Genomic DNA, 13,108 nt, shown 5'->3' with positions numbered 1-13,108 from the left:
ACTGCCAGTCAGAACGGCGCCGGGCCGTCCTCGACCTGGCGACGCTCACGCTCTCGCTTGTTGCGGGCACGTTCGGCCCTCCGCCGGGCGTGCTTCGCGGCGGTTCGGTTGGTCGGCGTCGGGGTGTGGTCACCGGTGATGATCCGTGGGGTGGGTGGCGCTTGAGCAGGTTGCTCGAAGCGGATGCGGCGCAGGTTGGGGAACAGATCTTCGAGGGTTTCGGCGTCGCCGCGGATGCGGTAGCCCTCTGGGGTGACGTACTCGGTGACCAGACGGCCGTCGTCGTCGCGGTACTGGACGTCGATCCAGTCGCCGAAGGTTTTGTGCAGGTGCCCGAAGCGGCATTTGGCGTTGAGGTTCTCACTGGAGGTGAGTCCACCGCGGGTCGGGCGCTGACGGTCGAACTCGGCGACGTGGTCCAGGTCGCAAGTGAAAGAGGACTGCTCGCACCCCGGTTCGGTGCAGTAGCCGTCGCGGATGCGGACGAAGTCGGCACAGGCGGTGGTCGGGCGGTAGGGGTCGGACGGCTGGGAACCGGGATAGACGACTACCACATCCGGTGGCGTTGCTTCGGCACCGTTCGGCGCGGTCGGCTCAGCGATCGGTGCGGCTGCGGGTTGCGGGCGTCTGGCTTCGCGGTCGTGTGCGTCACGCTCGTCGTGCTTGCTTGCCGGCGAGGGCGTCTCGGCCGCAACTCGTGTGGGTGCCGTGCGGACCGGAGTCACGGGTTTGATGGTGGCGTCGGGTCGGTGGGCGAGGTCGCGGACGTGCTCATCGGAGATGACGCCGTGCCCGTCGATCCAGCCGATCCCGGGTGCGCCGGCCAGTGTCGCGGCATCGGTGACGACGTGGATGACGATCTCGCTGCGCACCGCCGTGACCGCCGCCCCGGGTTCGGGAACCTCGGCTGTGCAGTTGTCACGATCGCAGCAGCATTCGAACAGAGTGCCGGTCAGGAGGGCGAACATGGCGTCGGAGTTGCGTTGTCCGACGGTGCGGCCGTCGTGCTTGCACACCGAATCGGCCAGCACGCGAACGGCCTTGGCGGCGATACGCACGTTCTCCGCGGCCATCACTCCGGTGATCTCGGCGGTGCCGTCGTCGAGGGTGTGTGTATGCATCCCGCGGTTGTCGAGCGCTTCTTTGCGGCGTTCGCGGACCAGGTCTGGGTCGTGACGGAAGACCAGGCGGTCGACCATGTCGCGCAGCCGGGCTCGCGTCCAAGAGCCCTTTCTGTTGCGGAGAGTGGCGGCGATCTCGGCGTCGAGGGTGGGAGTGATCGATGAGTCGGGCGGGACGAGTGCGGTGCGGGACGCGATCACCTGCACCTGCCAGCGGGTGGTGATTCCGTCGCGCAGGGTGTCCAGTACCCCGGGGAGGTTCTCGTGCAGGGTGATGGTTTCGTCGATGAGGATCTCGGCTTGGCGTCGTGTCAAAGACAGCTGGCGCGACACCCGCTGGACGCACTCGGCCTCACCGGTGACGACGATCCCGCCGTCGAAGGTGTTGCGGGTGCTCATGCAGCGTTCGGCGATCGCGTGCACCGTCTTGTATCGGGCCCAGTGTTCGTGGGATTCGCGACGCTGAGACGCCTTGAGTTCGTCCATGAGGGAGTACATGTCGGCGACGTAGGGGGGGGGGCAGGATCGATCCCGGCGAGATACCCGCCCTTCGGATCGATCCGATTCCCCGACACCCTGCCCCCAGAAGTGTTGCGGCGCCGACCCGATCGATCGGCTCACCTACTGACAACCAATGTAGACCCGACCACCGACAAACCCGGACCGTCATCCACAGGCGTCATCTCGCTACACAGATGCGCCGCAACAAGGTTGGCTGAGATGAAGTCGCATGCGACACCGAAGGTGTGCAGGGCTGCCGATCAAGCCGGTGATGTGGATATCGGAGAGGTGATCCACAGATCACTCGCCGGGCGACTGTAGGCCGGTTCGCCGGCGTGATCCTTCGACAGACTGTGCTCCATGTTGGGGCAAACACAGTCGGTGGGGCTCAATGCCTTCGCCGCTCGGGTCGTCGACGTGCAGGCCAGTGTCGGATCGGGGTTGCCCGGCTTCGCGGTGACCGGTAACCCCGATCCGTCGGTGCGCGAGGCGCGCGACCGGGTGCGGGCGGCGGTCAAGAACTCGGGATTCAAGTTCCCCGACCTGAAGGTGACGGTGGCGCTCTCGCCGGCAGACATGCCGAAGGTCGGTTCGGGTTTCGACCTGGCCATGGCGATCGCGATTCTGGCTGCGACCGAACAGGTGTCGTCGGAGAAGTTGACGTCGACGATCTTCCTCGGCGAACTCGGCCTCGACGGGAACGTCCGGCCGATACGCGGAGTGCTGCCGGCGGTGATCGCCGCGCGACAGGCGGGTTATCGGCGTGCGGTGGTACCGATCGAGACGGTAGCCGAAGCGGCGCTGGTCGACGGGATGGACGTCGGCGGCGCGACGAGTCTCAAAGAGGTGGTCGCCTGGCTTGCGGGTGATCTCGTTCTCGACGACTTCCACCGGACGCCGACCACGAAGCCGCCACCGATTCCGGACATGGCCGACGTCGTGGGGCAGCACGAGGCACGGCACGCACTCGAGATCGCTGCGGCCGGAGCGCATCACGTCCTCATGACCGGGTCGCCGGGTATCGGGAAGACGATGCTCGCACGACGCCTCCCCGGCATTCTGCCGCCACTGGGTGTCGAGGACTCGCTCGAGGTGACGGCGATCCACTCGCTCGTAGGGGAGCTGTCACCGGGTCGCCCGCTCATCACCGAGCCGCCGTTCGTCGCTCCGCACCACAGTTCGTCGACGACGGCGCTGCTCGGCGGCGGTACCGGCTTCGCCCGGCCGGGCGCGGTCTCCAAGGCACATCGGGGTGTGCTGTTCCTCGACGAATGCGCCGAGATGAGCGCGAAAGTCCTGGAATCCCTGCGGGAACCACTGGAAGACGGCGAGGTGCGGGTGCCGCGGCGGGATGGGGTCGCGACGTATCCGGCGCGGTTCCAGCTCATTCTCGCGGCGAACCCGTGTCCGTGTGCACCCGCGCATGATGTCGACTGCGTGTGCACGGCAGTGGTCCGACGACGCTACCTGGGCAAGCTTTCCGGACCCCTGCTCGACCGCGTCGACATCCGTGTCCGTATGGACCCACCGGGAAATGCGGCGCTGATGAGCGGTGCAGGGGAGTCGAGTGCCGAGGTGCGGGCACGAGTCACCGCCGCGCGTGCGGCAGCGATCGAACGGTGGTCGGAATTCGGGTGGCGCACCAACGCCGAGGTGCCGGGCGCGGCCCTACGGCAGAAGTTCCGGCTACCACCGGAGTCCCTACGTCCCATCGAACTGTTCCTCCGGGACGGCCGGGTGACGGCACGTGGCGCCGACCGGGCGTTGCGACTGGCCTGGACCCTCAGCGATCTGCGGGGCACCGAGAGTCCCGTCGAAGACGATGTCGCACAGGCACTTCTGTACCGAGACCGAGGAGCAACGTGGTGAGTGGCAAGTACCCGTCGGAGCTGACGGCGTGGGCCTACCTGGCACGCGTGGCCGAGCCGCCGTGTGCGGACGTGATCACCCTGGTGGACCAGGTCGGTGCGGTCGACGCGGCATCGGCGATTCGTGAACGCGCTGTCCCGGACGGTCACGAACCGGTTCTGGCGGCAACCGCGGCGCGGTACGAATCCGACCGTGCGATCGAGGATCTCGACGCGGCCGCCGCGATCGGTGCACGGCTGGTCACCCGATCCGATCCCGAGTGGCCGGCCTGGTCGCTCCTCGCCCTCGGCCAGGCCGACACCGCCGCACGCGGCGGCGAGCCACTGGCCCTCTGGGTGCGTGGTCCGGCGCGGCTCGACGATCTCGCCGCGGCCTCGATCGCGCTCATCGGGTCCCGCGCAGCGTCGTCCTACGGCGGGCACGTCACGCAGATGCTGGCCTCGGGGCTGTCGGGCGAGGGTTTCGCGGTGATCTCCGGTGGCGCCTTCGGGATCGACGGGGTGGCGCACCGCGCCGTTGTCGCGGCCGGCGGGGTCACCGCGGCGGTGATGGCCTGCGGCATCGACCGCGACTATCCGGCCGCGCATTCCGCGCTGCTGGCGGAGATCGCCCGGACCGGCGCGATCATCAGCGAGTACCCGCCGGGCACGACAGCCGCCAAACATCGGTTCTTGACGCGCAATCGGCTGGTCGCGTCACTGTCGGGGGCTACCGTCGTCGTGGAGGCCGGCAGACGTTCGGGCGCGGCGAACACCGCCGCCTGGGCGCGGAAACTCGGTCGGCCACTCGGTGCGGTGCCGGGACCGGTGACGTCGGCGACCTCCGTCGGATGTCATCGGATGATCGCCGACGGGCTGGCGGTGCTGGTCTCCGACGTCGCGTCGGCGGTGAACCTCGTCCGGCCCGACGGCGGGGGAGACATCGGCCGGGGGAGGGTGAAGAGAACCGATGGCCTCAGCGCCGAGCAGCTGCGCGTGCACGACGCAATTCCGGGCAGGGGTGGCGTGGGGATCCAGGAGATCGCCTTCGCGGCAGGACTCGAGGTGCCGGTCGTCCGGGCGGCGTTGGCGCGACTGGACATCGACGGGCTGGTGGAGAACGTCGGCGGTCAGTGGCGACTGGCCTCCGGCTGACTCACTTGCGCGTCAGGATGTCGAGGAAGATGCGCAGGTCGTCGGCCGTCGCTTCACCGAGCCGTCCGTGCGCGTGGACGAAGCCGATCCCCGCGTAGAGCAGCGTCGTCGCGCGGGCATGGGCCTCGGCCTCGTCGAAGCCGAGTTCGCGCATCGCCTGATGGGACATCTGGAAGATCTGGCCGTCGAGTTCGGAGATCGAGTCGGCGATCGTCCCGTCGGTCTCGGCCCACCGGCGCATCGCGGCTTCCATCCGCCACCTGCGCGGATCGGACACGAGCTGCGCCATACCCTCGATGCGCTCGACCGGCGGGAGCTCCTCGAGGTCCGCCATCCGCGCCACGGCGGCGGCCTGACCCTTGCGACAGTGGTCGGCGAGTTCGGACTTCATCGTCGCGATGTCGGTGAAATGCCAGTAGAAACTGCCCTTGGTGACCCCGAGTCGGGCGCTCAGGCGGGAGATCTTCAGACCGTCGATGCCGTCTTCGAGGAGAACCTCCACGGCGGCGTCGAGCCAGTCGTCGGCGCCCAGACGCGAGCTACGGACGGGAGCACTGTTCACTACGGATCGGGGTTCCACTGGTTGCTCCGGCATGGAATCGCCTCTGGTCGGGGTCTCGCGACGTCTGATCTGAAGAATTGCGAACTCTCGGATCACATCGCTTGATCGTGAGAAAACCTTACAAGGGGCCTCCAACGGCTTCCTCGGACAAACCGGCACCGCGTCTTAGGTTCGCCTAAGTAATAGGCGTAAGGTGAACGCGACAAGGAGGTTCCATGGCCAAGCGCGTGAACACGATGACGGTGCTCCGTCGTGAGCAGATCAGCCCGCACTTCGTCCGGCTGTACCTCGGCGGCGACGGGTTCGACGACTTCCAGGTGGCGGTCGGTGCTTCCGGTGACGCCGACACCGACATGTACGTGAAATTCATCTTCGCGCCGGAGGGCGTGACCTACCCGGAGCCCTTCGACCTCGCCGAGGTCCGGGCGACGCTGCCGCCCGAGCAGCAACCGGTCCTGCGCACCTACACCGTCCGCCGCGTCGACCCGCAGGCGCGCGAGATCCTCGTCGACTTCGTCGTCCACGGTGACGAGGGCATCGCCGGACCGTGGGCCGCATCGGTGGAGCCGGGGGAGACCGTGCGGTTCATCGGCCCGGGCAGTGGATATCGGCCCAAGTCGGATGCCCCGTGGCACCTCCTCGCCGCCGACGAGGCCGGGCTGCCCGCCGTGGCCGCCGCTCTCGAATCGCTTCCCGCCGACGCGATCGCCAAGGTGTTCATCGAGGTCGCCGGACCCGAGGACGAGCTCGACCTCATCGCACCCCCGGGTGCGGAGATCGTCTGGGTCCACCGTGGCGGACCGGCCGGCGAGGTCGACGACTCGGTCGCCGGCGACAACGCGCCCCTGATCGCAGCCGTCCGCGACGCGGAATGGCTCGACGGCGAACCGCATGTCTTCATCCACGGTGAGGCACAGGCCGTCATGCACAACCTGCGCAGCTACATCCGCAAGGAACGCAAGGTCAGCCCGGCCAACGCCTCGATCTCCGGATATTGGCGCCGCGGCCGCACCGAAGAAGGCTTCCGGACCTGGAAGGCCGAGCTACGCGCTGCCGAGGAAGCCGCACCGGCCGGCCGATAGGCACGCGGCAGGCATCGATCCGGCCACGGCACCGCGTGTGGGGTTGCACCCGCCCCCGGCGCGCGATGTGCTGGCAGGCATGCTCGACGACTTCGCCGATCACCTGCGCCTGGAGAAGGGTCGCAGTGAACACACCATCCGCGCCTACGTCGGTGGTGCGCGTGCGTTGCTGTCGTTCGCCGGTGCCCGGGGAGTGGCCGCGGCGGACATCGACCTCGCCCTTCTGCGGGCCTGGCTGGCCGAGCTGACGCAACGCGGCGCCGCCCGTACGACAATCGCGCGACAGGTCTCCGCGGCGAAGACCTTCTGCGCGTGGGCGGTTCGCGAGGGCATCATGGCCGCTGACCCCTCGCAGCGACTCAAGGCGCCGAAAGCCCACCGCACACTTCCGGCCGTCCTCGCACCCGGACAGGCCGACGCCGCGATCGGAGCGACCGCGCAGGAGCGCGATCCCGGCGACCCGATCGCACTCCGGAACCGGTTGATCCTGGAATTGTTGTACGCCAGCGGTATTCGCGTCGGCGAATTGTGTGGTCTCGACGTCGACGACATCGACACGGGGCGTCGAATCCTGCGCGTGATCGGCAAGGGCGACAAGGAACGGTCCGTGCCCTACGGCGAACCCGCGGCCAAGGCCATCGACGACTGGCTGCGACGCGGGCGTCCGGCGCTGGCCACCGAGGCATCCGGACCGGCGCTGCTCCTCGGCGCGCGCGGCGGAAGACTCGACCAGCGGATGGCACGGTCGGTGGTGTCGGAGGCGGTCCAGGCCGCCGGTGGCCCGGCGATGGGACCGCACGGCCTCCGGCACAGCGCCGCGACACACCTTCTCGAAGGTGGTGCCGACCTACGCGTCGTGCAGGAACTGCTCGGGCACTCCTCACTGGCGACGACGCAGATCTACACCCATGTGAGCGTCGAACGCCTCCGCGCGGTGCACCGTCAGGCCCATCCTCGAGCGTGATCACGGCGGCTCCGGGCCGAGCGGTTTGAGCCGCACCCGCACGGCTCCGAGCAGCCCCAGGGGATTGAGGTACTCGGCATCGCGCCCGGCCCCGCGTCGTGCGCCCCAGTGCAGACACGCCAGCGTCGGACATCCCGGATGCCCGGCGACGAGCGTGCCGATCGGCTCGCCCCGGTACACATGGTCGCCCTCGTCGACGGACGCCTCGACGGGCTCGTAGGTGGTGATCAGCCCGTCCGGGTGCTGCACCGAGACCACCGGACGACCCGCCACCCGACCCGCGAACCGCACCCGGCCGGCACCGGCCGCAGAGACCGCGACACCGGGCACGGCCGCGAGGTCGACGCCGCGATGACCCGGTTGCCACCGTTTCTCCGGCGCATCGAAGCCGGTCACGACGGTGGGACGCGGTGACAGCGGAGCGGAATAGGTACGCGGCGCGGCATTACCCTGGGACGGTGTCGAGCACAGGATGGCCAGGAACAAGGACGCCGCCAGCGCGGTGCGGGAACACGAGGTGTGCACTCCTGTTGGACGCACCGGAGCGCGATCCGGATCCATCGCCGGGGCAGGGGGCCGGAGCGTTTTGGTTTTCGCTGGTCGACGCGCGTAAACTCTCGTCCGCACCTCATCGGTTGTTGATGGGGTGACTTCGCGCGCCTGCGACAACACGCCGAATGTGCAGTCCCGGACCCGGTCATCGACCGGAATCGGGTGACATTCCGCCGGCAGGCGCCAGGGTCGGACACCAACCCGGTGCCGACAGACAACTGCGACAAAAGGAAATCTCATGGCTGTCGTGACCATGAAGCAGCTGCTTGACAGCGGCGCACACTTCGGGCACCAGACCCGCCGTTGGAACCCGAAGATGAAGCGATTCATCTTCACCGACCGCAACGGCATCTACATCATCGATCTGCAGCAGACGCTGACCTACATCGACAAGGCCTACGAGTTCGTCAAGGAGACCGTCGCCCACGGCGGCACCATCCTGTTCGTCGGCACCAAGAAGCAGGCTCAGGAGTCCATCGCCGCTGAGGCCACCCGCGTCGGTATGCCTTACGTCAACCAGCGTTGGCTCGGCGGCATGCTCACCAACTTCAACACCGTGCACAAGCGTCTCCAGCGCATGAAGGAGCTGGAGACCATGGAGCAGACTGGTGGCTTCGAGGGTCGCACCAAGAAGGAGATCTTGATGCTGACCCGCGAGAAGAACAAGCTCGAGCGCACGCTCGGCGGTATCCGCGACATGGCCAAGGTCCCCTCGGCCGTGTGGGTCGTCGACACCAACAAGGAGCACATCGCCGTCGGTGAGGCTCGCAAGCTGAACATCCCGGTCATCGCGATCCTGGACACCAACTGCGACCCCGACCTCGTCGACTACCCGATCCCGGGCAACGACGACGCCATCCGTTCGGCTGCTCTGCTGACCCGCGTCGTGGCCTCGGCCGTCGCCGAGGGCCTGCAGGCCCGCGCCGGCGCCGCCGGTGGCGACGCCAAGCCGGAAGCAGCCGCAGGCGAGCCGCTCGCCGAGTGGGAGCAGGAACTGCTGACCCAGGCCGCGGCTCCGGCCGGTGGCGAAGCAGCCACCGACGCACCGGCTGCCCAGTAACACCTGCCGCAGCAATTCGGTCCCACCACACTCTTTCGAAGGAGGCTCGCCAACGATGGCGAACTACACCGCAGCCGATGTGAAGCGACTTCGCGAACTCACCGGTTCTGGAATGCTGGACTGCAAGAACGCGCTGGCCAACAACGACGGTGATTTCGACAAGGCCGTCGAGGAGCTGCGCATCAAGGGCGCCAAGGACGTGGGCAAGCGCGCTGAGCGCTCCACCGCCGAGGGCCTGGTCGCCGCCAAGGGCGGCGCCCTGATCGAGATCAACTCCGAGACCGACTTCGTCGCCAAGAACGACGAGTTCCAGAAGCTCGCCGATGACATCGTCACCGCGGCCGCCGAGGCCAAGACCAACGATGTCGAGGAGCTGAAGAAGGCTGCTCTCGGCAGCGGCACGGTCGATGAGGCCATCGCCGCGCTCTCGGCCAAGATCGGCGAGAAGCTCGAGCTCCGTCGCGTCGTCTTCTACGACGGCCCGGTCGCCGTGTACCTGCACAAGCGTGCTTCGGACCTCCCGCCCGCCGTCGGCGTGCTGGTGTCCTACACCGGTGAGGGCGAGGGTGCCGAGGAGGCTGCTCGCGGCGCCGCCATGCAGGTCGCAGCTCTCAAGGCCAAGTACGCCACTCGCGAAGAGGTCCCCGCGGACGTCGTCGAGAACGAGCGTCGTATCGCCGAGCAGACCGCCAAGGAGGAGGGCAAGCCGGAGCAGGCTCTGCCCAAGATCGTGGAGGGTCGCGTCAACGGCTTCTACAAGGACGTCGTGCTGCTCGACCAGCCGTCGGTCCAGGATTCGAAGAAGACCGTCAAGGCTCTGCTCGACGAGGCCGGTGTGACCGTCAAGGGCTTCACCCGCTTCGAGGTCGGACAGGCCTGATCGCTTCCGGGGTCTCCCCGGATGACGACTCGACCGCCCCGTCTCCCATCGTGGAGGCGGGGCGGTTGTCGTTGCGCCGCAACACGAAAGTGATGCCGCCGATGCCGATGGCGAGTGCGGCGAGCACCCACAGCGTCGTGCGGAACGCACCCAGGAAGGTGCGGGCGGTGACGGACCGCGCCGCCTCCTGCGTGTAGGGCTGCGCCTCGGCGGCGATCGCCGCGACCGCGCTGTTCGTCGGGGTGCCGGTGCACCCGGGGGCCGGTCGTTCCGGATGCGCTGAGGTGAGCTGTTGCGACGCGCACCAGGCGAACCGGTCGGCGACGGCCGGCCGGAACATCGGGTCCACCGGCGAATCCTCCAGTGCGACGGTCAGTTCGGCCCGCACCGCGGGCACGCTGGTACCGGTCTGTCCGGCCACCTGACCGAAGAAGAACATGGTCACCAGCGCCAGGCCGATCGACGCCCCGATCTGCTGCACGGTGGGGATCGTGCCGCTGGCCGACCCGACCGTCTCCGGCGAGGTGTCGGAGAGGATGACCGCCTGCAGGGGCGCGACGAACAATCCGGTACCCACCCCGCCGAGGACAAGGGGAACCAGGATCGCGCTCACCGGAAGGATTTCCGACGCCGGGTCGAGCGTCAGTGCGATCCACGCGAACGCCACCCCGACCGTGACCACACCGCCGAGCAGAACCCGGGGCGCCCCGATGCGGGCGACCGCCCACGGTGACGCGACCGACCCCACGGCGGCACCACCGGCGAACGGCAACGCGAGGAGCCCGGTGTCCAATGCCGAGTACCCGAGACCGAATTGCGCCGAGATCGACACGGTGAAGAAGAAGCCCGCGAACACGCTGGAGAACAACAGCGACATGGCGAGTCCGGCCGCGAACCGGCGCGACGAGAAGAGCGTCATGCGCAGCAGCGGCGTCCCGCCCTGCGCGGCAAGGCGTTTCTGGTGCCAGACGAAGACGACCGACAGGATGCCGGCGGCACCGAGCATGATCCACAGCGGTGCCGGCCACTGCTGTTCCCGGCCCACCGCCACCGGGTACAGCAGCAGGAACAGTGCGGAGGCCGAGATCACCATGCCGACGATGTCCGGACGGTCCGGATCAGGATCGAGCGCGGCCGGGAGTCGACGCCACGCCAGTACGCACGCGAGCACGCCGAGCGGGAGATTGACGAAGAAGATGGTGCGCCAACCCCATCCGGCGATGTCGGCGTGCACCAGCAACCCGCCGACGACGGGACCGAGGATCGCGGCCAGTCCCGCCACCGCGCCGTAGATGCCGAAGACCAGCCCGTGGCGCTCCCTGGTGAACAGGGCGGCGATGAGGGCCAGCGTCTGGGCCGACATCAAGGCGGCGCTGACACCCTGTGCACCCCGGAAGACGATGAGCATCACCGGATCCGTTGCGAGACCGCACAACATGGAGGTGACGGTGAACGCGACCATCGCGATCACGAACAGACGGCGACGCCCGTACCGGCCGCCGAGGGTGGCCGCGGTGAGCAGGGTGCACGCGAACGACAACGTGTACACCGTCAGCACCAGAAGCTGCTGTGAGCTCGATGCCCCGAGGTCGACGGTGAGATCAGGCAACGCGATGTTGACGATGGTCGTGTCCAGCATCTGCATGAACACGCCCAGCAGGCATCCGGCGAGGGCCAGCCACGCCGGGCCCGCCGTCACGATGTGAGTGCGGGCAACGACGGTTGGTAGTCACCCTGGTCGGCCACCGCGCTGATGACGTCGACGAAGCGTTCGACGTAGCGCTGCACCGATTCCCGTGCGATGTCGGTGTTCGGGTAGAGGAATGTGATCGAGGTGGTCGTGGGGAAGCGGTTCACCCACATGTAGACCTCCTCGCTGCTCCCGCGGTTCCCGAAGAGGCAACCGTTCCCGGCCTCGAAGATCTCCACGCCCGGCAACTTGCGCACGTCGACGTAGGAGACCATCGGTACCGACCAGCCCGGTTTGACGTCAAGGCCGTCCTCGGGTTCGGCGAGCTGCAGTACCCGGTGGAACGAGATGTCGGTCAGTTCTTTTCCGGTGGCGTAACTCCGCGCGGCCTGCGGTGCGAGGCTGCGGAACGACGTCGTGTCATCGACCGTCAGCGGAACCGGGATGAGACTGGTGAACCAGCCCACCGAGTTCATCTCCTCGGCACCGGACCGGGTACTCTTCGGCGTCATGCCGAAATAGTCGCTCCTGCCGGTGAATTCGGCGTAGACCAGCGCGGCGACGGCCATGATCCCGGCGATCACGTTGGAACCCAGGTCGCGACAGACGTCCTCGAAGCGTTGGGCGGCGGCCTCGTCGAACACTGTCGCGTTCATGAGCGCGCTCCGCGTGTACCCCTGGGTGTCGGTGCCGAGGGGGAGCGGGAAACTCGGCAGCCGGCCCTCGTTGGCCCGGACCAGGTCGATCCACCGTTCGACGTGGGGGGAGTGCCGGGTGAGCTGCCGCGAGATGGCGCGTTCCCGGGCGCAGTAGTCGATATAGCTTCCGACGGGAGGCAATTCGGCGCCGGCGTCGAACGCGGCGTTCATGTAGAGCGTCATCAGCTCCAGGCAGGTGGACGCCTGCGAGATGCCGTCGGTGTTGAGGTGGTCGACGGCCGCGTAGATCGTGAAACCGCCCTCCCATTCGATCGCACCGAAGGTGAAGCAGTCCCAGTTGAACGGACCCGAGGTCTCTTCCTGTACGAGCGTGCAAAGCCGCTCGGCGTCGAGGTCTCCGTGATCGACCGGCACCATCTCGATGTCTTCGGTCGGCACGAGGTGGCGAAGCACCGAACCGTCGTCCTCCATGGAGAACCACGAACGGAAGCTGTCGTGGCGCCGGACGAACTGATTGACCGCCGTGGTCATCGCATCGACGTCCAGAGGGGCGTTGACATCGAACGCCATGAGGCACAACCGGGCGAACCGGAAACCGGCAGATTCGTTGCGCCACGCAACCTTCAGGTATTCCTCCTGCTGGTGCGAGGCGGGGACGGGGTGGACGGGCGCCAGGCCCGCCGTGGTGACCGAGGCGAGTGAGGCCACCCAACTCGTCAGGTGACCGGGGCGCGGATCCCACTCCTCGATCAGTCCGAACTTAATCATGGTGTGACCACCTCTTTGCTGAAGGGGATTTACTTGCGGGCGATGCAATTTGATTTACGAGTGTTGTCATTCGGCTGACTGACAAGTTTCGACGATCGCAGGGACGGTACCCGAGATTCGGTTCACCAGAACAGTTTTCCGGTGAAAGTGTCTGATTTGTGTGAAAAAGTCTGAAGTCCTGGACATTTGACCGCATTGGACACCGCTCGATTTGTCCGGCAGACTGCCTCCGCATCGATGTGATGTGGCTCGCATCGGCGGTCGTGC

11 protein-coding genes are annotated in these 13,108 nt (G+C 67.6%); 6 read left to right on the top strand and 5 right to left on the bottom strand.

Annotated features, from left to right (window positions below; all coding sequences use genetic code 11):
• Positions 1-8: 8 nt before the first annotated feature.
• Positions 9-1,619 carry a DUF222 domain-containing protein gene (locus M1L58_RS01920; RefSeq protein WP_248657612.1) on the bottom strand — a complete coding sequence of 537 codons (1,611 nt, stop codon included), beginning with the start codon at positions 1,617-1,619 and terminating at the stop codon, positions 9-11.
• A gap of 363 nt (positions 1,620-1,982) precedes the next feature.
• Here M1L58_RS01920 and M1L58_RS01915 point away from each other — a divergent pair, with 363 nt between their 5' ends.
• Both M1L58_RS01915 and dprA read left to right on the top strand, forming a co-directional pair.
• Complete coding sequence (locus M1L58_RS01915) at positions 1,983-3,491, top strand: YifB family Mg chelatase-like AAA ATPase (protein ID WP_248657611.1); 1,509 nt, start codon at positions 1,983-1,985, stop codon at positions 3,489-3,491.
• Entirely contained in the window at positions 3,488-4,624 is a 1,137-nt protein-coding gene (dprA, locus tag M1L58_RS01910) for a DNA-processing protein DprA (RefSeq protein ID WP_248657610.1), read from the top strand. Before M1L58_RS01915 ends, dprA begins: the two co-directional genes overlap by 4 nt.
• 1 nt (position 4,625) lies before the next feature.
• On the opposite strand, the gene M1L58_RS01905 is transcribed toward dprA, so the two are convergent.
• On the bottom strand, positions 4,626-5,219 hold the full coding sequence (locus M1L58_RS01905; protein ID WP_248657609.1) for a TetR/AcrR family transcriptional regulator: 594 nt from the start codon (positions 5,217-5,219) through the stop codon (positions 4,626-4,628).
• A gap of 182 nt (positions 5,220-5,401) precedes the next feature.
• On the opposite strand from M1L58_RS01905, the gene M1L58_RS01900 reads away from it, so the two are divergent.
• Entirely contained in the window at positions 5,402-6,268 is an 867-nt protein-coding gene (locus tag M1L58_RS01900; protein WP_006866839.1) for a siderophore-interacting protein, read from the top strand.
• A gap of 79 nt (positions 6,269-6,347) precedes the next feature.
• Positions 6,348-7,232 carry a tyrosine recombinase XerC gene (locus M1L58_RS01895; protein WP_006866840.1) on the top strand — a complete coding sequence of 295 codons (885 nt, stop codon included), beginning with the start codon at positions 6,348-6,350 and terminating at the stop codon, positions 7,230-7,232.
• Here the strand turns inward: M1L58_RS01895 and M1L58_RS01890 are convergent, their stop codons facing one another.
• Complete coding sequence (locus tag M1L58_RS01890) at positions 7,233-7,772, bottom strand: M23 family metallopeptidase (RefSeq protein ID WP_374112641.1); 540 nt, start codon at positions 7,770-7,772, stop codon at positions 7,233-7,235.
• A 250-nt stretch (positions 7,773-8,022) separates the two neighbouring features.
• Between M1L58_RS01890 and rpsB the strand changes: the two genes are divergently transcribed.
• Positions 8,023-8,844, top strand: a complete 822-nt coding sequence (gene rpsB, locus M1L58_RS01885) for a 30S ribosomal protein S2 (RefSeq protein ID WP_005198990.1) — start codon at positions 8,023-8,025, stop codon at positions 8,842-8,844.
• Positions 8,845-8,899: 55 nt separating this feature from the next.
• Positions 8,900-9,724, top strand: a complete 825-nt coding sequence (gene tsf, locus M1L58_RS01880; protein ID WP_006866842.1) for a translation elongation factor Ts — start codon at positions 8,900-8,902, stop codon at positions 9,722-9,724.
• On the opposite strand, the gene M1L58_RS01875 is transcribed toward tsf, so the two are convergent.
• On the bottom strand, positions 9,696-11,423 hold the full coding sequence (locus M1L58_RS01875) for an MFS transporter (RefSeq protein ID WP_308221778.1): 1,728 nt from the start codon (positions 11,421-11,423) through the stop codon (positions 9,696-9,698). The two genes, tsf and M1L58_RS01875, sit on opposite strands and share 29 nt — an antisense overlap.
• On the bottom strand, positions 11,420-12,841 hold the full coding sequence (locus M1L58_RS01870; protein WP_248657608.1) for a condensation domain-containing protein: 1,422 nt from the start codon (positions 12,839-12,841) through the stop codon (positions 11,420-11,422). Before M1L58_RS01870 ends, M1L58_RS01875 begins: the two co-directional genes overlap by 4 nt.
• Positions 12,842-13,108 lie beyond the last annotated feature (267 nt).

The organism is Gordonia sp. C13 (assembly GCF_023218005.1).
Lineage (GTDB): Bacteria > Actinomycetota > Actinomycetes > Mycobacteriales > Mycobacteriaceae > Gordonia > Gordonia namibiensis.
This window is presented reverse-complemented; position numbering and strand designations above follow the sequence as displayed.

Bases quoted from the DNA above. Each gene is read 5' to 3' on its own strand.
- M1L58_RS01920 (WP_248657612.1), bottom strand. From the start codon at position 1,619: ATGTACTCCCTCATGGACGAACTCAAGGCGTCTCAGCGTCGCGAATCC.
- M1L58_RS01915 (WP_248657611.1), top strand. From the start codon at position 1,983: ATGTTGGGGCAAACACAGTCGGTGGGGCTCAATGCCTTCGCCGCTCGG.
- M1L58_RS01905 (WP_248657609.1), bottom strand. From the start codon at position 5,219: ATGCCGGAGCAACCAGTGGAACCCCGATCCGTAGTGAACAGTGCTCCC.
- M1L58_RS01900 (WP_006866839.1), top strand. From the start codon at position 5,402: ATGGCCAAGCGCGTGAACACGATGACGGTGCTCCGTCGTGAGCAGATC.
- M1L58_RS01895 (WP_006866840.1), top strand. From the start codon at position 6,348: ATGCTCGACGACTTCGCCGATCACCTGCGCCTGGAGAAGGGTCGCAGT.
- rpsB (WP_005198990.1), top strand. From the start codon at position 8,023: ATGGCTGTCGTGACCATGAAGCAGCTGCTTGACAGCGGCGCACACTTC.
- tsf (WP_006866842.1), top strand. From the start codon at position 8,900: ATGGCGAACTACACCGCAGCCGATGTGAAGCGACTTCGCGAACTCACC.
- M1L58_RS01870 (WP_248657608.1), bottom strand. From the start codon at position 12,841: ATGATTAAGTTCGGACTGATCGAGGAGTGGGATCCGCGCCCCGGTCAC.